This window comes from Halomonas sp. AOP13-D3-9 (assembly GCF_052379125.1).
In the GTDB taxonomy this organism is placed as follows: domain Bacteria; phylum Pseudomonadota; class Gammaproteobacteria; order Pseudomonadales; family Halomonadaceae; genus Vreelandella.
On record NZ_JBQSYH010000004.1, the window covers coordinates 1 to 21,101 of the forward strand.

At 56.0% G+C, this 21,101-nt stretch carries 20 protein-coding genes and 1 other RNA gene; 9 read left to right on the top strand and 12 right to left on the bottom strand.

Going from position 1 to position 21,101, the window contains the following annotated elements:
* Nucleotides 1-424: 424 nt before the first annotated feature.
* Nucleotides 425-1,450, top strand: coding sequence for an aspartate carbamoyltransferase (locus ACT3UM_RS05180; protein ID WP_498896718.1), 1,026 nt, complete (start codon nucleotides 425-427; stop codon nucleotides 1,448-1,450).
* Nucleotides 1,451-1,487: 37 nt separating this feature from the next.
* Here ACT3UM_RS05180 and ruvX read toward each other — a convergent pair whose 3' ends face one another.
* The 4 genes from ruvX to ACT3UM_RS05200 form a co-directional block, all read right to left on the bottom strand.
* A complete protein-coding gene (ruvX, locus tag ACT3UM_RS05185; RefSeq protein WP_498896720.1) occupies nucleotides 1,488-1,943 on the bottom strand; it encodes a Holliday junction resolvase RuvX in 456 nt (151 codons plus the stop codon).
* The gene (locus ACT3UM_RS05190) at nucleotides 1,943-2,500 is read right to left on the bottom strand and encodes a YqgE/AlgH family protein (RefSeq protein ID WP_498896722.1); all 558 of its coding nucleotides are present in this window, start codon (nucleotides 2,498-2,500) and stop codon (nucleotides 1,943-1,945) included. The genes ruvX and ACT3UM_RS05190 overlap by 1 nt, the downstream gene beginning before the upstream one ends.
* Before the next feature lie 72 nt (nucleotides 2,501-2,572).
* Nucleotides 2,573-3,529 carry a glutathione synthase gene (gene gshB, locus ACT3UM_RS05195; protein ID WP_498896724.1) on the bottom strand — a complete coding sequence of 319 codons (957 nt, stop codon included), beginning with the start codon at nucleotides 3,527-3,529 and terminating at the stop codon, nucleotides 2,573-2,575.
* Between the two features lie 77 nt (nucleotides 3,530-3,606).
* Nucleotides 3,607-4,299, bottom strand: a complete 693-nt coding sequence (locus ACT3UM_RS05200; protein WP_498896726.1) for a CvfB family protein — start codon at nucleotides 4,297-4,299, stop codon at nucleotides 3,607-3,609.
* A 172-nt stretch (nucleotides 4,300-4,471) separates the two neighbouring features.
* Between ACT3UM_RS05200 and ACT3UM_RS05205 the strand changes: the two genes are divergently transcribed.
* On the top strand, nucleotides 4,472-6,100 hold the full coding sequence (locus tag ACT3UM_RS05205; RefSeq protein ID WP_498896728.1) for a sodium:solute symporter family protein: 1,629 nt from the start codon (nucleotides 4,472-4,474) through the stop codon (nucleotides 6,098-6,100).
* The gene (locus ACT3UM_RS05210) at nucleotides 6,093-6,626 is read left to right on the top strand and encodes a hypothetical protein (protein ID WP_498896730.1); all 534 of its coding nucleotides are present in this window, start codon (nucleotides 6,093-6,095) and stop codon (nucleotides 6,624-6,626) included. The genes ACT3UM_RS05205 and ACT3UM_RS05210 overlap by 8 nt, the downstream gene beginning before the upstream one ends.
* Nucleotides 6,627-6,661: 35 nt before the next feature.
* Here the strand turns inward: ACT3UM_RS05210 and ACT3UM_RS05215 are convergent, their stop codons facing one another.
* Genes ACT3UM_RS05215 through ACT3UM_RS05225 form a run of 3 tightly spaced genes read right to left on the bottom strand, consistent with a single transcriptional unit; the run spans nucleotide 6,662 to nucleotide 8,397 of the window.
* Nucleotides 6,662-7,429, bottom strand: a complete 768-nt coding sequence (locus tag ACT3UM_RS05215; RefSeq protein ID WP_498896732.1) for a 16S rRNA (uracil(1498)-N(3))-methyltransferase — start codon at nucleotides 7,427-7,429, stop codon at nucleotides 6,662-6,664.
* 3 nt (nucleotides 7,430-7,432) lie between these two features.
* Nucleotides 7,433-7,933, bottom strand: coding sequence for a protein-export chaperone SecB (secB, locus tag ACT3UM_RS05220; RefSeq protein WP_498896734.1), 501 nt, complete (start codon nucleotides 7,931-7,933; stop codon nucleotides 7,433-7,435).
* Between the two features lie 41 nt (nucleotides 7,934-7,974).
* On the bottom strand, nucleotides 7,975-8,397 hold the full coding sequence (locus tag ACT3UM_RS05225; protein WP_211594635.1) for a rhodanese-like domain-containing protein: 423 nt from the start codon (nucleotides 8,395-8,397) through the stop codon (nucleotides 7,975-7,977).
* Nucleotides 8,398-8,762: 365 nt separating this feature from the next.
* Here ACT3UM_RS05225 and gpmI point away from each other — a divergent pair, with 365 nt between their 5' ends.
* The 3 genes from gpmI to ACT3UM_RS05240 all read left to right on the top strand — a co-directional run bounded on the left by gpmI (nucleotide 8,763) and on the right by ACT3UM_RS05240 (nucleotide 12,905).
* A complete protein-coding gene (gene gpmI, locus ACT3UM_RS05230) occupies nucleotides 8,763-10,328 on the top strand; it encodes a 2,3-bisphosphoglycerate-independent phosphoglycerate mutase (protein WP_498896737.1) in 1,566 nt (521 codons plus the stop codon).
* A gap of 5 nt (nucleotides 10,329-10,333) precedes the next feature.
* Nucleotides 10,334-11,470: a murein hydrolase activator EnvC family protein gene (locus ACT3UM_RS05235; RefSeq protein ID WP_498896739.1), complete on the top strand. Its 1,137-nt coding sequence runs from the start codon at nucleotides 10,334-10,336 to the stop codon at nucleotides 11,468-11,470.
* A 118-nt stretch (nucleotides 11,471-11,588) separates the two neighbouring features.
* Entirely contained in the window at nucleotides 11,589-12,905 is a 1,317-nt protein-coding gene (locus tag ACT3UM_RS05240) for a S41 family peptidase (protein WP_498896741.1), read from the top strand.
* 11 nt (nucleotides 12,906-12,916) lie between these two features.
* Here the strand turns inward: ACT3UM_RS05240 and ACT3UM_RS05245 are convergent, their stop codons facing one another.
* From ACT3UM_RS05245 to ACT3UM_RS05260, 4 genes are all read right to left on the bottom strand, one after another.
* Complete coding sequence (locus ACT3UM_RS05245; RefSeq protein ID WP_498896743.1) at nucleotides 12,917-14,191, bottom strand: UbiH/UbiF/VisC/COQ6 family ubiquinone biosynthesis hydroxylase; 1,275 nt, start codon at nucleotides 14,189-14,191, stop codon at nucleotides 12,917-12,919.
* A gap of 34 nt (nucleotides 14,192-14,225) precedes the next feature.
* On the bottom strand, nucleotides 14,226-15,455 hold the full coding sequence (gene ubiH, locus ACT3UM_RS05250) for a 2-octaprenyl-6-methoxyphenyl hydroxylase (RefSeq protein WP_498896745.1): 1,230 nt from the start codon (nucleotides 15,453-15,455) through the stop codon (nucleotides 14,226-14,228).
* 94 nt (nucleotides 15,456-15,549) lie between these two features.
* The gene (gene pepP, locus ACT3UM_RS05255; RefSeq protein WP_498896747.1) at nucleotides 15,550-16,905 is read right to left on the bottom strand and encodes a Xaa-Pro aminopeptidase; all 1,356 of its coding nucleotides are present in this window, start codon (nucleotides 16,903-16,905) and stop codon (nucleotides 15,550-15,552) included.
* 25 nt (nucleotides 16,906-16,930) lie between these two features.
* The gene (locus tag ACT3UM_RS05260; RefSeq protein ID WP_498896748.1) at nucleotides 16,931-17,509 is read right to left on the bottom strand and encodes a UPF0149 family protein; all 579 of its coding nucleotides are present in this window, start codon (nucleotides 17,507-17,509) and stop codon (nucleotides 16,931-16,933) included.
* A 339-nt stretch (nucleotides 17,510-17,848) separates the two neighbouring features.
* Here ACT3UM_RS05260 and ACT3UM_RS05265 point away from each other — a divergent pair, with 339 nt between their 5' ends.
* The 3 genes from ACT3UM_RS05265 (at nucleotide 17,849) to ACT3UM_RS05275 (ending at nucleotide 19,096) form a co-directional block, all read left to right on the top strand.
* Entirely contained in the window at nucleotides 17,849-18,148 is a 300-nt protein-coding gene (locus ACT3UM_RS05265) for a cell division protein ZapA (protein ID WP_498896750.1), read from the top strand.
* Between the two features lie 92 nt (nucleotides 18,149-18,240).
* Nucleotides 18,241-18,423: non-coding RNA, 6S RNA (gene ssrS, locus ACT3UM_RS05270), on the top strand.
* Between the two features lie 40 nt (nucleotides 18,424-18,463).
* Nucleotides 18,464-19,096 carry a 5-formyltetrahydrofolate cyclo-ligase gene (locus ACT3UM_RS05275; RefSeq protein WP_498896752.1) on the top strand — a complete coding sequence of 211 codons (633 nt, stop codon included), beginning with the start codon at nucleotides 18,464-18,466 and terminating at the stop codon, nucleotides 19,094-19,096.
* A gap of 427 nt (nucleotides 19,097-19,523) precedes the next feature.
* On the opposite strand, the gene ilvA is transcribed toward ACT3UM_RS05275, so the two are convergent.
* On the bottom strand, nucleotides 19,524-21,038 hold the full coding sequence (gene ilvA / locus ACT3UM_RS05280; protein ID WP_498896754.1) for a threonine ammonia-lyase, biosynthetic: 1,515 nt from the start codon (nucleotides 21,036-21,038) through the stop codon (nucleotides 19,524-19,526).
* Nucleotides 21,039-21,101 lie beyond the last annotated feature (63 nt).

Genomic DNA, 21,101 nt, shown 5'->3' on the forward strand with positions numbered 1-21,101 from the left:
CATCAGCAAGCGCCCACATGAATTACCTGATCAAATTGTTAAAGAGCTTTTTCGCTGCTTGGTTACTGTGAAGGTAACCGGGCTGCCGTTGAACTGGCTTGCCTCAGCGAGGAAGGCGTATTCTACGCATTTCCTGGTGTTTGTCAAGGGCGTTGTTTTCGATGTGGTACTCATTACATCCAAAACCGCGAGTTATCGCAAAAGCGGTAACCATTTGACAAACCAAGGCTTTTACACCTTATGCACCGCTGGTAACGCTTGGCGTCCCCGGCAGCGGATGCGTACTTTACGGATTCGCTGCCGGGTTGGCAAGCGGTTTTGTAGAAAAATTACAGATTGGTTGCCATGCGTGAATGAAAGCCCTTCGGCACTCCCCTCATTGGCGGTTACACTAGAGTTATCTATCACCTTGCTGAGGTCTGTCATGAGCCACCATCTGCTAACTGTCGACTCACTTAACCGCGAAAGCGTAGACCACTTGCTGCGTGTGGCCGCACGTATGGAGCCAATTGCTCAGCGGCGCCAAGTAACGCGGGTGTTAGAAGGAGCAGTACTGGGTAATCTATTTTTTGAAGCCAGCACCCGAACACGGGTGAGTTTCAATGCCGCTTTCTGCCGTTTAGGCGGCAGCGTGTGCGATACCACCGGTTTTACCTTCTCCTCTATGGCCAAGGGAGAATCGCTATACGACACCAGTCGGGTAATGAGCGGTTATTGTGACGCGATTGTAATGCGTCACCCCGACCAGGGCTCGGTGGCTGAGTTTGCAGCGGCGACAAATGTGCCGGTAATTAATGGCGGCGATGGCCCAGGGGAGCATCCCAGCCAAGCGCTGCTTGACCTCTATACCATTGATAAGGAGTTTCAGCGACTGGGCAAATCACTCAGTGGCGCCCACATTCTTCTCACTGGCGATTTAAAATTCGGACGTACTGTCCATTCACTGATTAAGCTCCTGTCACTCTATGACCCGCTGCGTATTACCCTGGTATCACCGCCAGGTCTTGAGATGCCCTCCAAACTCATTGACTTAGTGGCGTCTCGCGGTCACCGCATTGAGCAGCGCGACTCACTGGCCAGCGACTTTGCAGATTTAGATGTGGTGTACACCACGCGCATCCAAAAAGAGCGCTTCACCGACGAGATGAATGAGAGCTTTCAAGGGTTATCCGATGACTTTATGGTCAATCGCGACTTCTTGGATCACCGCTGCAGTCAAAGCACGATTGTTATGCACCCGCTGCCAAGAGATAGCCGACCCGGCGCGAATGATTTAAATGTGGATCTTAATGGCGACCCGCGTCTGGCGATTTTCCGACAAACCGATAACGGCATTCCTATGCGGATGGCGATTTTCGCAACGTTGTTAGATGTCGACAAATTGATCGAGCAAGATTTGCGCCCGGTGCGCTGGTACGTTCCAAGCCAAACGGGCACGTTGGATCGTTAAAGCTCAAGAGCTTGAGAAGAGAATTTAAAGATAGCGGTTATAGGGATAGACGCCCGCCAGGTAAACCTTCCTGGTGGGCAAACCAGCCTTCAAGAATAAGAATAGCCGCAATGCCATCGACACTATCTTGACGATAGTTACCTTTATGGCCTGCCTCGCGAGCGATCATTTTCGCTTCCCGCGTGGTGCCACGCTCGTCGACCATTTCACATGGCTTGCCAAAACGGCCATGCAGACGATTACCAAACTTACGAGCGCGGGTGCTCATCTCTGACTCGCTACCATCCATATTCAGCGGCAACCCCACCACTAACAGGTCCGGCTGCCACTCGTTAAGTAGCCGTGAAACGACATTCCAGTCGGGAATCCCATCCCGTGCCGTCAAGGGAGTCAACTCCCGAGCGCTGTGCAGTAGCTCGTTGCCTACCGCCACACCGATACGCCGGGTGCCATAGTCAAAGGCCAGGATTAAGCGTTGCCCCGCCTCGGCCATCAGGCGTGCCCCGCGTCTCGGGTCATTAAATTAAGATCAATGCCTAACAAGCCAGCCGCCGCGGTTAAACGCTCGATAGGTGGGGTATTGAAGAGCACGCTGCTCTGGGCTTCTACCGTTAGCCAGCTGTTCTCTTTAAGCTCTTCTTCCAGTTGCCCAACTTCCCAGCCAGCGCAACCCAAGCAGACTAAAAAGTGCTCAGGCCCCTCGCCTGCTGCGAAGGCCTGGAGAATATCCAGCGACGTCGTCAGCGCAATGCCATCATCCACCTGGATACTAGAGTCCCACTCCTGGCTATCGCCAACGTGCAAAATGAAGCCACGGTCTTTATGCATCGGCCCGCCGTAATAGACCGGTGCATTGCGGTGCGGGCTGGCTTCCCCCCCCAACTCCAGTTGATCAAATAGCGCTTCGAGGGTGATCTCTAACGGTCGGTTAGTAATTACCCCCATGCAGCCGTTATTATCATGATCGCAAAGATAGATCAGACTACCGGCAAAATTAGGATCTTCTAAATGCGGCATCGCCATTAGAAAGTGATGTTTCAAACTTTGCATGCGTCTCCCACTGCCTGCTGGTATCTCAGCAGGCATAGCGTAATAAGTGTCATTATAAGAGTGAATCCGAAGCTAGGCTAAGCGGCGCTCGACGGCATCCAGCAGTAAACCAGCAATATTAGTGCCCCGCTGATCATCAATTTCACGCACACAGGTGGGGCTGGTGACGTTAATTTCAGTAATATAGTCACCGATAACATCGAGGCCGACAAACATTAAGCCCTTATCACGAATCATGGGTTGCACCTGCTGAATTAGCCAGTGATCGCGGTCAGTGAGTTCGCGACTCACACCCCGCCCACCGGCAGCTAGATTGCCTCGAGTCTCGCCCGCCGAAGGTATCCGCGCCAGCCCAAAGGGAACGGGCTCTCCCTCCACTAACAGAATGCGCGTGTCGCCATCCTTAATCTCCGGCAGGTAACGCTGGGCCATGATTTGTCGCTGGCCACGCAGCGAAAGCTGCTCAATCACCGCACCGATATTGCGACCTTCTGGGCCAATATGAAAAATACCGGTGCCCCCCATACCATCCAGCGGCTTAAAGATCACATCACCGTGTTCCGCATGGAAGGCGCGCAGCACATCATCACGACTAGCGACGATCGTAGGCGCGCAGCACTGGGGAAACTGCTGGGCAAACAGCTTTTCGTTACATTGCAAAAGCGCTGCCGTCGGATTAACGATCAGCACACCTTCCCGCTCGGCAAAGCCCAGCAGATGCACTGCGTTAATAAACTCAGCATCGACGGGGGGGTCTTTGCGCATCAACACAACGTCCAGCTCGACTAGCGGACGCGCGGAAGGTTCGCCTAGGTCATACCAGTGATTTGGATCACGGTGCACTTTTAGCGGGCGCATACGCGCGTAGGCTTGTCCCGCGTTCAAGAAAAGATCTTCCTGCTCCATATAGTGCAGGGTATAGCCACGCTCCTGGGCAGCCCATAGCATGGCCATGGTGGTGTCTTTCTTGTAAGCGATGTCACTGATGGGATCCATCACAACGCCGAGGTGCAGATTTGATTGGCTCATCGGGGGCACTATCCAAACATAAACAATTGATGCTCAGTATGCCGCACTGCTCGCCCGGCTCCAACTGCCCCCGCTAACTACTCGCTCAGCGCACCAGGCACCAAGCGAATAGCATCCGGCTCGAGGGTGATCAACTGCTGCTTATAGAGTCGCCCAATGGCTTGTTTATAGGCGCTTTTACTCACTCCTAAGCGAGCTTTAACTTCATGAGCAGGACTTTTATCTCCCAGTGCCAAATAACCGCCGCTTTCACGTAATGCCTGGAGTATCTTTTCGCCAACCACATCGAGGCGGGCAGCGCCTGGCGGCAATAGAGAGATGTTCAGACGCCCATCTTCACGACGCTCCCTGACATAACCCTTAACGGACTGACCACGGCGCAGCGGCTGAGTGACGTCGTCTTGATAAATGAGTCCCCAGTAGCGGTGGTTAACCACTACCTTCATTCCCAAATCAGTACGCTCCGCCACCACCACAGCGACCTCATCACCTTTTTCCAAGGCCCAGGCGTCATCGGTCAAAAAGCGATCCAGCTTCATCGTGGCCACTGGCCGACCCTGGTCATCGCTATACAGCATGACCAATACACGCTTGCCAGCATCAGGGCGAAAGTGCTGCTCACTAAAAGGCAGCAATACGTCTTTGGGCTGCCCACACTGCAAAAAAGCCCCCACATTATTGACCGCCGTGACCGTTAGGTACGCCACTTCTCCCAACTGGGCGGATGCATCGCTGGCGGATCGCGGGGATGAATGTGACTCACGTGCCATGGGTGACGTCCTTCAAGAAATATAGATCAACATTATGGTGCCTAGGGAGCTCAGGGCAAAGCAGGATGGCGCTTTTTAGTAGTTGAAAGCATGTTTACCGCCTAATAAAGCAAACAGCGCACAACCTGCTACTATCAAAACACTAGACAAAATTAGGCGTAGGGGAGCGAACATGGAAGGGTTCACGCTTTTTGATACGGTCGTTTTGATTGGTTATATCAGCTTAATTGCCTGGATCGGTTCGCGATTCGGGAAAGATCAGCACAATCCGGAGGACTATTTTTTAGGCGGCCGCAAAATTCCCGGCTGGGCGATCGGCCTTTCGGTTATGGCGACCCAAGCCAGCGCGATTACCTTTATCGGCGCGCCGGGCTGGGGGTTCGAGGGTGGCCTTGAGCGCTTGGTGACCTTTATCAATGTGCCCTTGGCCATGATCGTATTGATCCTGGTGTTGGTGCCTATTTTCCACCGCGCAGGCATCTATAGTATCTACGAACTGCTGGAGCACCGCTTCGGCCCGGCGACGCGTACCCTTACCGCTCTGCTGTTTCTCATCGCCCGCGGTCTCGCCACTGGCGTGGTGCTTTATGCACCTGCGCTGGTACTCGCGGTAGTGACCGGCTGGAGCGTTAACCTCACCATTATCATTATGGCGGTACTGGCGATCAGCTATACCGTGATGGGCGGTATCAGCGCGGTGATTTGGACGGATGTGGTGCAGATGTTCGTGCTCTGGCTAGGCGCGCTGTTAAGCATCTTCTTTTTGGTAACCAGCCTGCCCGGCGGTTGGGGCGATGTCTTCAGCTTTGGCGCCACCAGCGGGATGTTCAATGCCATCGATCTGTCCTTCGACCCCAGCGTGACTTACTCCCTATGGGCCGGGCTCTTCGGCGGCTTTTTCCTCCATGTCGCCTACTTCGGCACCGATCAAAGCCAAATTCAGCGAGTGCTCTCCAGCCCTTCAGTGCTCGATGCTCAGCGCTCGCTGTTGATTGGCGGCTATCTGCTAATTCCCCAGATGCTGCTGTTTTTATTTATTGGCGTTATCTTGGCCACCTACCATCAACAGCATGGGCTAACGCCTCCCGAGGATCTCAATGAGTTACTGCCACGCTATGTTGTCAGCGCGTTCCCCTCAGGGATGGCCGGGCTGGTCATTGCCGGAGTGTTTGCGGCGGCGATGTCGAGTCTCGACTCGGCGCTTAACTCGCTTTCGGCAGTGACCGTGCGTGATTTTTATAGCCGCTATATCAAACCCAATGCCAGCGATGCGCACTACTTAAAAGCATCACGCATGGCCACCATTTTCTGGGGGCTTTATGCCACGCTATTCGCCTTCTTTGCAGGCAATCTTGGGCCGGTGATTGAAGCGGTTAATCAAATCGGCTCTTGGTTTTATGGGGCGCTGCTCGGCACTTTTTTATTGGCAATTTTCAGCCACCGCTCCAATGCTCGAGGGGCAATGGCCGGACTGATTACCGGTATGCTCTCCGTTTGGGGCGTCTCTGCGCTACTCGATATTTCCTGGCTATATAACAACACCGTCGGTGTAGCGGTTTCGATGAGCGTTGGCTATCTCGTTAGTCTGTCAGCGCCGGCACCCAGCCACGATCAGTTAAGCGATGTGATGATGGCCGAAGCGGCGCCGGATATGCAGGCCGTGCTGGCCGCCAGAGCCGATAATGCCCAGGTGATTGGCAAGGAGGCACGCTTGACGCGCCGTCGCTGTATCGGACTAATGATTTGGTTCTGCGTAATGCTGGGAATGCTAGCGGCGCTGCAGGGGTGGGCGAATGGCTGAGCGCTTAACGCTAACAAGGCGAGTTGACGAAGAGACTGCCAAACGGCGGCTTCAGGGTCTGGGCGCATCCGCTTGTGAGCCGGCCTGGGTCAGTCTGTGGGCAGCGGGTTTAGGGTTGCCCAATGGCACGCCAGGCGCATGGCTGCTCTACGCTCAAGGCATCCGCCGCGGACTGCTATTAGTGGGTGCCGAACTACCTGTCCAGGTCGAAGAACCCTGCTCAGATCTTCTCATTGATAGTGGCTTACCGCCAACGCCAGAAGCGCTCAACCGGCTATGGTTATGGGAGCGCATGGCGACACCTCGCCACTGGCGAATACAGGTATTGGATAGCGCTCCCACGCCATTATGGTTGCCCTGCTGGTTGGGCTATACGTATGGTCGACAGCATCGCCTGTTGGTGATCAGTGGTCTATCCGGTGAGCCGCTGCCGATGCTCAAACCCATCGCTTTAAAGGGTCTTCAGCAAACGCACAAAGAAGCACAGCGCCTAGCGTTAAGCGTGCAACGAGGAGATAATAAATAACAGGGAATAGCGGGGGCAATAGGGATAGTAAGTACTTACAAATCACCAAAGTAGTGCTGTAACAGCGATAGTGCCACTACCGGAGCGGTTTCGGTGCGTAGCACACGCGGGCCGAGGGTTAGCGGTGTAAAGGTAGCATTTTGGGCGGCAGCAATATCGCTCTCGCTCAAACCACCTTCCGGACCAATGAGCAGCGCTACCGACACGGGGCGTTCCTGGCGATCAAAGGCATTGCCGGTAGCCAAATGCAGCATCAAGCGCAGCGGCTCTTCTCTTTGAGCAAGCCATGTTTGAAGCGCCACAGGGGAATGTATCGGCGGCACTACCGCTCGCCCACTCTGCTCGCAGGCGCTGGCAGCCACCGCCTGCCAGTGGGCCAGCTTTTTCTCTTCCCGGTCGCCTTTCAAACGCACGTCACCGCGCTCGGTATACAGCGGGGTAATCGCCGCAACGCCCAGCTCGACGGCCTTCTGAATGGCGTAATCCATTCGGTCGCCTTTAGAGATCGCTTGACCCAAATGAACGGACAGCGGCGACTCGCCACTGCCCGACCATACTGCTTCAACGCGAGCCAGCGTCTGCTTGCGGCTTACCTCCGCCAAGCGGACACCGGCCTCTAGACCGTCGCCGTCGAAAAGCACCAGCGGTGCGCCCTCGCTCATGCGCAGCACCCGCGTGAGGTGCCGGGCGGGGCCTTCAGGCAGTACAACGTCACTGCCTGCTACGAATGCAGCAGGCACATAGACGCGCGGCATTTTGCCATGCTGGGCATACCACTCAGCGGCTTGCAGCGTTTCAGGCATCGCTTAATGAGTGCTTTCTTCGGCTTGCTTGGCTTCGCGCTGCTTACGCTGGGCGTACATCGCTTCGAAGTTAACCGGCGCCAGCATCAGCGGCGGGAAACCGCCACGGTTGACTAGGTTATCCACGCACTCACGGGCGTAAGGGAACAGCAGATTGGGGCAGAAGGCACCCAGAGTTTGATCCAGCTGCGCACCTTCAATACCCGCGATACGGAAAAGGCCTGCTTGCTCAACTTCTGCCAGGAAAGAGGTAGTACCGGTTTCGTTGTCGTTCACCTGAGCGGTGACTTTAACCACTACTTCGTACTGGTCATCAGCAATTTTAGTGCTGGTGGTATTCAGATCCAGATTCACCTTGGGTTTGAACGCTTGTTTAAACACCGAGGGCGAATTGGGCGCCTCAAACGAAATATCTTTTACATAAATACGCTGCAGCGAGAATTTGAGCTGCGGTTTTTCGTCTGCCGCGGCGCCCGCTTGCGGTGTGTTGTTATCTTCCGCCATGAGAAAACTCCTGATTATTCATTAAATAAAGGTAGCGTTGCTTACTTTTTAACCACCGGAAGGCCATCGCCTTGCCACTGCGCCATACCGCCTCTCAACTTATAAGCACGCTCAAAGCCTGCTTTAGTGAGCTTGGCCTGTGCGGCGCCAGAGCTCTGCCCGTGCTTGCATACCACGATGATCGGCTGGGCTTTTACTTTATCCAGTTCGTTCATGCGGCTATCGAGGTTGCTTTGCGGAATGTTCCGCGCCCCCGCGATATGCCCGGCTTTAAAGTCTTTATTTTCGCGGATATCCAGCACCACCGCGTCTTCGCGGTTGATAAGCTGAGTGGCCTGCGAGGCAGTCAGTGCATTGGTCGAGGCGCTGCGCGTTTCATAAATAATCCACGCTATCAGCACCAGCAAAAATGCCCCAACCAGCAGGGGGTGGTTCTGTACGAATTCGAACACCTGATCGATCATCGCGAACACAATCTCTTGGTCTATGCAGAAAAAAGCGGCCTAACCGCTGCCAAAACGCGACAAGTATACACGTCAGATAGCTTCCCGCGCAGGCCAGGAGGCTGTTCGGCTTGGCCGATCGTCGCGAGAAGCACGGATTTTGAGTCAAATTTATCGATCGATTGAGGCGAATAGCGCGCTATTTAACGAAATCGATCGACGAAAGTTGGCCACAATACCGAGATTCGCAGTAGATCAGTGTTAAGCCGGACAGGCTCCTGAATCATGACGCCTGGCAGTTGCTTGCGTTATGATGCCCCAAGCGTGCGCCTGTCGCGACCCCGAATTTTCGAGTCGTTCGGCTTGCCAATCTTAACGAGGTTTTTATGGATACTTCTCGCACCCCGCGCCCCGTGGCGCTGATTATTCTCGACGGCTACGGCCATAACCCCGAAAGTGACCATAATGCGGTGGCCGCTGCCCACACGCCGACGATGGATAAACTGTGGGACAGCCGGCCTCACGCCTTCGTGCACACCGACGGCCTTAACGTGGGCCTTCCCGAAGGCCAGATGGGCAACTCTGAAGTCGGGCATATGAATATTGGTGCCGGCCGTATCGTTTATCAGGACTTCACCCGTATCAGCAAGGCGATTGAAGACGGCGACCTGGATGTTAACGACAACCTTACCCAGCCAATTGACGAAGCTGTCGCCAATGGCCGTCCGGTACATTTAATTGGCCTGCTGTCCCCCGGTGGCGTGCACAGCCATGAAGAGCACTTTATTGCCATGGCCGAACTGGCCGCCCGCCGCGGCGCCCAGCGTATTTTTGTTCACGCCTTTCTCGATGGCCGCGATATGCCCCCGCAAAGCGCCCTGGCCTCGATAGAGCGCGCCAATGCTCGCCTGGCCGAACTGGTCGGCGCTGATAATGGTTTTGTTGCCTCGATTATTGGCCGCTTCTACGCCATGGATCGCGACAACCGCTGGGAGCGCGTAGAACAAGCCTACCGCCTGCTCACCGATGGCCAGGCGGAGTACTTCGCCTCCAGCGCTGAAACCGCGCTTCGCGATGCCTACCAGCGTGGCGAAACCGACGAATTCGTAGCAGCAAGTAGCATACCCCTCAACGACAGCCCGATTACCTTACAAGATGGCGATGCGGCTATTTTCCTAAACTTTCGCTCTGATCGCGCCCGTGAGTTAACCCGCGCTTTTACCGAGTCAGACTTCAAAGGCTTTGAGCGGCGTACATGCCCTAAACTTGCGGGTGAAGGGCTGGTGATGATGACCCAATACGCCGCTGACATTCCTGCGCCTGCCGCCTTCCCGCCGTCGGATCTAAACGACACGCTCGGTGAGGTCGTGGCTAAACGCGGTTTGAAACAGTTGCGTATCGCCGAAACCGAGAAATACCCCCACGTCACCTTCTTCTTTTCAGGCGGCAATGAAGCCGAATATGACGGTGAAGAGCGCATCTTAGTGCCCTCGCCACGCGATGTGCGCACCTACGACGAAAAGCCTGAGATGAGTGCGTTTGAGATTACCGACAAGCTTGTCGACGCCATCGATGGCGGTAGCTTTGATCTGATCGTTTGCAACTACGCCAACGGTGATATGGTCGGCCACACCGGTGATTTCAACGCCGCGGTAAAAGCCATTGAGACCGTCGATACCTGCGTGGGACGTGTTGTTGAAGCCATCGAGCGTGCAGGCGGCGCCTGCTTAATTACCGCCGACCACGGTAATGCCGAACAGATGGTTCATCCCGAAACAGGCGCGCCGCAAACCGCCCACACCACTTTTGTGGTACCGCTTATTTACGTGGGCGAACGTCCAGCCTCGCTTGAAGAGGGCAAGCTATGCGATCTGGCGCCCACGCTGCTGACCATGATGGATCAAGAACAGCCCGAGGCAATGACTGGCCAGCCACTGATTCATTATAAATAGTGCCCATGCGGCCGTATTTAGCCCTGATACTCTTGCTGGCGTTAAGTTATGCGCCAGCAGGCTTCGCTCAGCAGGATGAAGGCGCGGCGCGCCAGCAATTGGATGCCATTGGCCAAGAGATCGAGTCTGTTGCCCAACGTCTCAGCGCCACTGGCGAGGCCCGCGATAGCGCCGAGCGCGAGCTCAAGGAAGTCGAAACCGAGCTTGCCGAGACCCATCAACGCTTGGATGCGCTGCAAGCTGAGCGCCGCCAGTTGAATGATGAAACCACTCAACTCCGTGAGCATCGCGACCGGCTTGAGGGCGAGCGCGCCGATCAGTACGCAGCATTGGGCCAGCAGCTATCAGCGCTTTACCGCCTTGGCCCAACGCCGCAACTCAAACTGCTGCTTAACCAAGGCGACCCTGCCGAGCTTGATCGTATGCAGGCCTATATGAATCGGTTGACCGAGGCACGCAATCGCCGCTTAAATGCAATCGCCCGCCTCGATACAGCGCTCGCCGATACCCAGAAGGAGCTCAGCGAGCGACAAGCCCGCCTGGATACGTTGGCCGATGAGTTAGAAGAGCAGAGCGCGCTGCTAGCTCAGCGCACCACCGAACGACGCGGTGTGGTTTCCAACCTGGATGACCGCTACGGCAGTGAAGCGGAGCGGCTGGCGGACCTCAATCAGAGCCGCGAAGAGGCCGAGCGCGTGCTACGCAATATCCAGGCAGAGATGGCAAGACTTGCTGAACCTACGCCCACTACGCATATTGTCAGTACTCAAGGCGATTTACCTTGGCCGGTACAGGGGACAATCAGTAGTAGTTTCCACCACCGCGACGGCATGCACTATAACGGTATTGTGATTCAAGCCAGCGCAGGTATGCCGGTCACCGCGGTTCACACAGGGCGTGTGGTATTTGCCGACTGGATGCGCGGGTTTGGTAACTTGCTGATTATCGACCACGGCGACCAGATTATGACGCTACATGCCCACCTGCAACAGTTCAGCGTCAGGCCTGGTCAGCAGGTTAATCGTGGTGATGAAATTGGTCGTGTCGGCGATAGCGGTGGTCAAACCCGCGCCGCGCTCTACTTTGAAGTTCGCCGCGGCGGCGAACCAATTAACCCTCAGCGTTGGATTGCACGCCGTTGACGGGATAAGCTGCACTACTGTGCCTGATTAATGTCTCAGCTTTTCTTGATATTACAAACTTATGTTTCAACTAACGGGTGACGCACACTGACGCCACCTATCGCCTTGCGGAGTCTGCATGACGCTATCTGTTACCGGGGTATCAGCCCCCGCCAAGCGCTTCTTGGCTACCCTGCTGCCGATCGCCTTACTGTCGGCCCCGCTACCGCTGCTCGCCCAACCAGCCGGTAGCGGGGCGGCGGGTGAGCCACCCTACGACCAGCTACCCCTGGAAGATATTCAAACCTTCGCCGAAGTGTTTGAGCGCATTAAGCGTGCCTATGTTGAAGAGGTCGATGACAGCACGCTGTTGCGTAACGCCATGCGCGGCATGCTGAGCGAACTGGACCCCCACTCCGCCTACCTGGATGAGGAGGAGTACCAAAGCCTGCAGGAGTCGACCCAAGGTGAATTTGGCGGCATTGGTATCGAAGTGGGCACCGAGAATGGTCAGCTCATGGTGATTACACCTATCGATGACACCCCTGCTTCCCGCGCTGGGCTACTCTCTCGCGATATCATCGTCGCCATTGACGGCACACCCACCAACAGCATGTCGCTGCAAGAAGCCGTCACCCTGATGCGCGGCGAGCCGGGCACCGATCTACGCATTAGCGTGCTGCGTTCAGGCGAAGATTCACCGCGGGAGTTCACCCTAACCCGCGAAGTGATTCGCAGCGAAAGCGTTAAACATGAGTTACTTGAGCCCGGGTACGGCTACCTGCGCGTCAGCCAGTTCCAATCACGCACCACAGAGCAGGCCCGGGAGGCGCTTGAGCGTATGGCCCGCGAACAGCCCCTGGAAGGGTTGATACTCGATCTACGGAATAATCCCGGAGGAGTGCTACAGGCTGCCGTCGGCATTGCCGACCTGTTCCTGGATGACGGCTTGATTGTATATACCGAGGGGCGCCTCTCAGATACCGAGATGTCGTTCTCCGCCTCCACGACCACACCGGCACGCGATGTACCGCTGGTGGTGCTGATCAATGGCGGCAGTGCTTCAGCGGCGGAAATTGTCGCCGGTGCGCTCCAGGATCAGCGGCGCGGCGTGATTATGGGCACCGATAGTTTTGGCAAGGGGTCAGTGCAGCAGATTATGCCGCTAGGCAATGGCGAAGGGCTCAAGCTCACCACTGCGCTTTACTACACCCCCAACGGACGCTCTATTCAAGCCCAGGGTATTGAGCCCGATGTGGAAGTAGTGCGTGGTCGCCTGGAAGTCGCCGAGAGCCGCCGAGAGATTCGTGAAGCCGACCTTGAGGGGCACCTAAGCGCTCAGCAGGCGCCTCGGGATCGCCAGGAAATGGCCGAACGGCTACTTAATGATTACCAGCTCAGCGAAGCACTCAACCTGCTTAAGGCGCTCAATGTGGTGGATCGTCAGCGGCGTTAACGCCGACCTGATTAACGACAACTGAGCGGCAGGCGGCCGCGTTCTCCGGTCGCCTGTCGCATCAATACCCGCTTCAATGGCACCCACTGGTTCATACCACTCATCCCCACATTACGCGCCAACGTCAACGCCGGGTCGTGGCTACCAAACAGCACTTTAAAACCCTTCATTAGCCCCAGCATGGCGCTGTTATCAAAGCGCCGCCGACGCTCATAGCGTCTCAAGGTGCTTAGTTCTCCCCAGGGCGCCCCCCGCTGCCAGGCATGCACCACCTCTTCTGCCAACACCGCCGCATCCATCAGCCCTAAATTAACGCCCTGACCTGCCAACGGATGAATACTGTGGGCAGCATCGCCCACCAGTGCGAAATGCGGCTGCACATAGTGGCGGGCATGGCGCTGTACTAACGGGAATCGATGCGCCTTATCGCAGACCGTCACCTCGCCTAAGCGGTAACCCAATGCCTCACCAAGCGCATCTCCCAAGCCTTGCTGAGACAGTTCACTCAACTGCTTTGCATGCTCAGCAGTGGTCGACCATACGATTGAGCAGTAACGATCATCGCCTTCAACGGTTAAGGGCAGAAACGCCAGCGGGCGCCCATCGATAAATGCTTGCCGTGCTATACCCCCATGGGGTTTCGCACACTGCACCGTTGATACGACGGCATCTTGCTGCATATCGTCGCTAGCCACCTCAATACCGGCCATTTCGCGCAGCACCGAGTGGGCGCCATCGGCCGCGATGATTAATGGCGCATGTAGCTGGCGCCCATCGCCAAGTATGAGCCAGTCGCCGCTGGATGCACTTTTTGATGTATTACCACGGGTGCGCTGCAGTGCTTCAAGCCGCACACCAAACAACGGTGTGACGTTAGGATGGTTAATCACTTGGCTGTTCAGTGCGGCCAGCGTGATCGTATTCTCAACAATATGGCCGAGCACTGCCACTCCCGCCTCATCCGCCGAGAAAGCGATCTCTCCACTCCCTTCGGCATCCCATACCTGCATACCTCTATAGGGCGTTACCCGTGTTTTCTGCATGACGGGCCAGGCACCCAAATGCGTCAGCAGGCGTTGAGAGACAGGCGTAAGCGCGCTTACCCGAGGGGTGGGCAGTTTATTAAAGGCACTTTCGAGGCTGAGCGGTGCAGGTTGAACTTCGACAAGTGCCACCTGCATCCCCGCCTGGGCCAGCAGCGCGCAGAGCGCGGTGCCAACCATACCACCGCCGACAATCACCACCTCAAAATTTTCTACCGACGGTGTAGTTGATGGTGAGCCCATATCTATAGCGTTCCTGTTGTAGTGGCAAATAGCGTTAGCGTTCCAAGCCCATGGCGCGTCGAGCCACCCCACGCCGCAGCGGCCCAACCAGATTCAGGCCAATTAACCCCGCTGCGCGGGCATGGGGCAGCAGAGGGAAAGAGAGTCCAAACAGCCGCACTAGGCCGTCGCTAAAGCGAATGACGTTGGCGCGATCTCGTGAGCGCTGTTTCTCAAAGGCTTGCAGTGTGATCATATCGCCCAGCGGCCGCTTGGCCTGTTCGCCCTGTTCCAGCGCTTCGACAAGATCCATTACCCCACGCAGGGCTAAGTTAAATCCCTGCCCCGCGACCGGATGCAAAGCATGGGCAGCGTTACCTAATACCGCCAGCCCTGGCCGCACCGGCTCTTCAGCGGTAACCAGTGAAAGCGGGTAGGTGTGTCGGGTGCCCACCCGGGTAAACCGTCCCACCCGATCGCCAAACGCACGCTGAAGTTGCAGCAGAAATTCACGCTCCGGAAGCGCCATGCGTGCTTGTTCGCTGCCACTGGGGTGCGTCCAGATCAGCTCCATGGCTTGGCCCGGCAATGGCAACAACGCCATGGGTCCTTGCGAGGTAAAGCGCTCATAAGCGATGCCTTGATGAGGCTGGCTGACGCCGACATGAGCAATAAGCGCTGTCTGCTGGTAAGACTCACGGCGACTGCCTATGCCCAGCTGCTCTTTGAGACCCGAGCGCCCACCATCCGCCAATACCGTTAGCCCTGCCGTTAGCTGGCTACCATCCGAGAGCTGCAGGTGATGTCCTCCAGCCACAGGCGTGAGCTGTTCGACTTTTGCCGGGCAGTGCCACTCCAGCGGTAGCTGAGCAAGCCGGTGATGAAGCACACGCCCCATCCATGCATTGGGTATGACATGGCCCAGCGCCGCGACGCCCAGTTCGTCAGCACTCAGCCGTGTCGCACCTAAGCGTCCACGCTCGCTGATATGAATGCGTTTGATCGGCGTGGCCTCATCGCGCATCGCTTCCCACACACCCAACTGTTGGAAGCGCTGTGCCGAACCCTCGGCAATGGCGCTGGCTCGGGCATCGAAACTGGGCTGCCAGGCATTTTCCTGCGGCTGAACGGCCATCGGTGCAGATTCAATGATTGCCACACGCCAGCCGTAGCGCTCAATCAGTGGCGCCAGGGCGCAACCTAAGCTGGCGCCTACCAGCCCACCGCCCACAATCACGATGTCATGGGTCAGCGCTCCCTTAACCGCCTGATTAGACTGCTGCATTGGCTTCTCCCGACCATGGCGCCGCTTCATAAAGAGGCAATAATAATTTCGTAACGTAATTTACATAAAGGTCGTTGCAAAGATTTATGGCTGGTTACTTTTTAGCCATCAATGCTTCGATTTCAACGATCTGCTTGGGCACATCTGCAGTCAGTACTGCATGGCCTTCATTAGTGACGACCACATTATCTTCAATACGAATCCCTATGCCCTGATAGGCGTCAGGAATATCGTCATCGCTAGGGATATACAGGCCGGGCTCTACGGTAAGCACCATGCCTGCCACCAGTGGTCGGGGCGTTTGCTCATTTAACTTATAAGTGCCGACATCGTGGACGTCCAATCCCAACCAGTGTGACGTTGAGTGCAGGTAAAAGCGCCGGTAGCTCTCGTCATCAATGCGCGCCTGAACCTCGCCTTCCAGCAGACCAAGCTGAATTAGCCCGGCGGTTAAGTCATGCACCACGCCTTGATGGATATCCGCCAGTGTCACCCCAGGCTGGATAGCGCTAACGGCACGCTCTTGTGCATCGAGCACCACTTGATAGAGCGCCCGCTGGGGGTCATTGAACCGCCCAGCTACCGGAAATGTGCGGGTGATATCACCGGCATACAGCTCAAACTCGGCGCCCGCATCAATCAGCACCAAGCCGTCTTCGCATAGCGGTGCGCTGTTTTCAATATAGTGCAGTACGCAGGCGTTGGCACCGCTACCCACAATCGTGCTGTAAGCGGGGCCACTGGCGCCCTGCCAGACAAACTCATGCTCTAACTCAGCCTGGAGCTGAAATTCACTCAGGCCTGGGCGGGCGACCTGCATAGCGCGCCGGTGAGCATGGGCAGATATCAGCGCCGCATGCTTGAGCAGAGCGATTTCAGCGTCGCTTTTGATTAGCCGCATGGCGTGAATCAACGGGCTGAGATCCAGCCAACCTTTTAGCGGCGGCCGCCCGCGTCTCAGCCCCGCCTGGGCAGCAGCCAAGGCATCTTCGGCAATTGCCACGGCTTCGCCATTGCCTAGCGGCAGATAAAGCAGCTCACGCCCCGCTAACAATTCGGGTAGCCGTTCATCGCGATCAGCGTTTTCATACGCTTGATCAATGCCGTACTCGGCCACCACGCCAGCGGCACCCAGACGACGCCCTGTCCACGCTTCCATGGTAGGGTCACGATCTTGACAGAACACCACGCTCTCACCTTCAACGCGCCCAGGGAGCAGCACCAATAGCGCATCCGGCTCGCAAATGCCGGTCAGGTAATAAAAATCGCTGTTTTGGCGGAAGGCAAATTCGCTGTCACGTGAACGGGTCATCAGCCCGGCGCCGGGAAGCACCACCACTGCGTTATCCGGCAGTTGGGCCATGAGAGCATCGCGGCGGTGGCGATACTCGGCCACGCTGATCGCAGGGGGACGAGGTAACAATGTTGGCAACTCAGGGTCAGGCAGCATAGCGACTCCTATCAAAGCGGCGTGATTAGTGAACGGGCGCATCGGTTTGCTCGACTTGCGGCATCCCTGGGTGCTGCTCGGTATACAGCAACATCGCCGCCATGCGGGCATGCTCGGTAAGCGCAAACAGATCGTTTTCGTTTTCTGGGCTATCGTCGATATCGGTATCGATTCGGCCTAACCCTTCTAAGTCACTAATCGCCTCGCGCAGCGCTTGGGACCAGCGTTCGCGCAGCTCGTTGTCCGCCACTTCGTCGACGACTTCGATAAAGCCCAGCGTCCACTCTTTAAGGCCTTGCGCCTGCTCGCCAAGGGAGAACAGTTCATCGGGTAGTAGCGGTGTATAGTCCAGGTCGCTAGCGCTGAGCGCCTCTACGGTTTGCCGCCGCCAGCCTAATAGTCGCTCAGCACTTGCCTGATCGCGGGGCTGCTCAACACCAAGGCTTTGGCAGACTTCGTCCAACCAAGCCTCTGCACTCACATCGCGTAACGCCAGCAGCGCACATAAACGGCCATCCAAAAAAGCCGGTGACTGCATGCTGCCATGCAGGAGAAATACATCCGCCACGTCAGAAAAGTCCTGACGTTCATCAATCAATGACATAGTCGTTAATAACCTCGTATTCACTGGGTGTGTGGCACATCTGGGATTCGGCACGAGGACAGGTTTCCGCGAGGGCGCTGTGAACCCATCCCTGGGCGCTAATTTCGCCATCTGACCGCCATGGATGGCGGAAATGCCGGAATTGTTGGGAACCTTTTCCGGCCATGGTCGAAAGATCCTCGCTTCAACCTGCCATCGTGCGCCTTGGATAATATGTGTCACAGAGATCTCTGCGCGTTGACCGCGCACAAGCGCCTCTCTTATAGTGAGTGACACCTATCTTCCTATGCTGTGATGTTAACGCATTGGGCGCCTTGCTGGCCCGTGCTGGAGTCTTTGATGAGTAACGCCAAGCGGCCAACCAAAGAAATAACCCTGTTAGGGCGCGGCTATATCATTGCCTGCGACACGGGCGAAGAAGCCAAACTTGACCGCGCAGCACGCTATTTAGACCGTGCCATGCAGGGTATCAATGCCCAAAGCAGCGTTCTCGGCAGCGAACGAGTGGCCATTATGGCGGCGCTCAATATCACCCACGAGCTGCTTGAAGCCATGGATGAGCATCGTGCCGGTGAAGAGAACCTTAACCGATTAAATGACCGCCTTGAAAAGGCGTTGACCAAAACACGCCAGTCTTAGGCTTTATCTGAAAGCGCGGTCAACTATCCAAAGACGCTGCGAACGTTTAACCCAGCCCTTTGGCATTAGCCATCGCTCTGTTAGGATGGCGGAGTTCTCTGGGGTGTACGCCAGTCGTTATAGTCCCTCGAGCCTATGCGTAATACCCAGGGGGCCAAATGCTAGCCAGGCCCGTGTGCATGTCCGTGCGTCGGAAAGCCTGACGGTCTGGCTGCGGCCACCCACCTGAACCAGTAGGTTCAGGGCCAGAATGACAGCGGCACTCTGGAGAACACCCGCTTTATGAGAAACTATAGGGCATGAGAGAACATCTGCATGGAAAGTCTCCATCGGGACGTCGATAAGCGGGAGATGCGTCGCTTTCTACGTCATCAACGCCGAGCCCTTTCTCAGAATGAGCAGCGCCTTGCGGCCCAGCGCTTATGCCAGCAATTGAAAACCCTGCCTGAAATCCGTCGCGCAAGACGCTTAAGTCTCTACCTGCCTGTCAACGGCGAAATTGACCCTACCCCGCTACTTCCCTGGCTGCGCCAGCGTAACGTCGCTATTTACCTACCGGTTTTACGCCCGCTTAGCGCTAACCGCTTGTGGTTTGTCGCCTATCGCCCTGACACCCCCATGGTGCAAAACCGCTTTGGCATTTGGGAGCCCGACTTACGTTTTGGCGCTGAGCGACGCAACCGCATATCCGCCTGGGCATTAGATACGTTAATTGTGCCGCTAGTCGGGTTTGATGCTAATGCTAACCGCATGGGCATGGGGGGCGGTTTTTATGACCGCAGCTTGGCATTCATGCATCGCCCCGGCCCGGCGCCTACGTTGATTGGTGTCGCCCATGCCTGCCAGCAAGTGGCTTCGCTGCCTGTAGAGCCCTGGGATGTGCCCTTACAAGCGGTGGTCAGTGACCAAGGCTGCGTACGTCGCCATAAAAAAAGGCCGATCCAATAAAGGATCAGCCCCTCTTGTCTGATATCTATCGCCTTGCGGGTTAACAGCGTTGTCGCTGTAGGTGATCACTTATAGAGATTAGCTTGTCGGGATTAGCTTCCCGATAGCGCCTGTGCATAGCCGGTAGCCAGCACCCCTAATGCAAACACCACCATCAACGCCATTACCATATCAGGCTTCTTCCGCCGCATGCCGCTTCTCCAACACCTTTGCTGTTGCCGAATGTGCCAAACCCGCCACTCAATTACTGTTTTCTAAAGGATGGCGGATTTGCTTAATTTCACTCACGACTATAGGGCTATAAGGCCATCGTTGACAACTGCTTTAACGACATTTTTTAGCCTCATTTCTGAGGATTAAGTTTCGTTGCGTTACTAGCAGCTCTGACGTTTAAGGTGAGCAAGCACTTACATACAGTGGTGAATGATTAAGCCATAAACAGTCGATAGGCTGGATTATCGCTCTCGCGCCAGTAACGGTAACCGATGGCATCTAAATACTCAGCCACATGGGTGCGGTCGCCGTTAGGCACTTGCATACCCACCAGCACTCGACCATAGGCCGCACCATGGTTGCGATAATGAAACAACGAGATATTCCAGTCGTGGGGCAGTTGGGTCAAAAAGTTCATCAAAGCGCCTGGGCGCTCGGGGAACTCAAAGCGGTACACTTCTTCTTCGAAACGCTCGCTGGGACGGCCGCCACTCAAGTGGCGAATATGCAACTTCGCCAACTCGTTATCGGTGAGATCTTCCACTTGGTAGCCGCCTTCACGCAGTTTTTCGATGACTGCCTGGCGGTCTTCGCCACCGGGCTTAACCTGGACGCCTACATAAATATGCGCTTCGTTGCTATCGGCATAGCGATAGCTGAACTCTGTCACCATGCGCTTGCCTAGCGTGCGGCAAAACTTTTTAAAGCTTCCAGGTTTCTCGGCAATGGTCACCGCCAGTATTGCTTCGCGCTGTTCGCCTAGCTCCGTGCGCTCGGCGATGTGCTGCAAACGATCAAAGTTGGTATTGGCCCCGGAATTAATACAGATCAGCGTCTCACCTTCGGCACCGGTTTGCTGCACGTATTTTTTGAGTCCTGCCAGCGAGAGCGCGCCGGAGGTTTCCGCCACTGCACGGGTATCTTCAAAAATATCTTTCACCGCTGCACACATCTCATCGGTATTGACGGTAATAACGCCGTCGATCAGGTCTTTGACCAGCGAAAACGGCACCTCGCCAATTTGTGCGACCGCGACGCCTTCGGCAAAAACGCCTACTTGGTCAAGCACCACGCGCTCACCCGCCTCTAAGGCGGCTTTTAGGCAGGCGCTATCTTCGGCCTCGACACCGATCACTTTGATATCCGGGCGTAGATACTTCACATAGGCCGCGACACCAGCAATCAGCCCACCACCGCCAACCGGCACAAAAATAGCGTCTAAACGCCCAGCGTGTTGACGCAGAATTTCCACGCCGATAGTGCCTTGACCGGCCACCACGTCGATATCGTCAAACGGCGGAATGTAGGTGTAGCCGTGCTCTTTAATCAGTTCCTGTGCATGCTCTGCGGCAGCGGCGAAGGCGTCCCCTTTGAGGATGACTTTGGCGCCCCGGGCGCGCACCGCCTGGACTTTGATATCCGGCGTGATCCGCGGCATCACTATAACGGCTTTGACCCCCATCAGCTTGGCGGCCATGGCCAACCCTTGGGCATGGTTACCGGCAGAAGCGGCAATCACGCCTTTATCTTTTTGCTCCTGAGACAGCTGCGCCATTTTGTTATAGGCACCACGGATTTTGAACGAAAACACCGGCTGTAGGTCTTCGCGCTTAATCAAAATCTGGTTGTTGAAACGACGCGACAAAAAGGGAGCAGGCGAAATCGGTGTCTCACAAGCGGCTTCATAAACGCGGGCTTGGAGGATCTTTTTGACGGTTGCTTCTAGCATGCGGGTATCCCAAGGGAAGAACGTGAACGGACAAAGCATTTATTGGTAGCAGATTACGCCTAG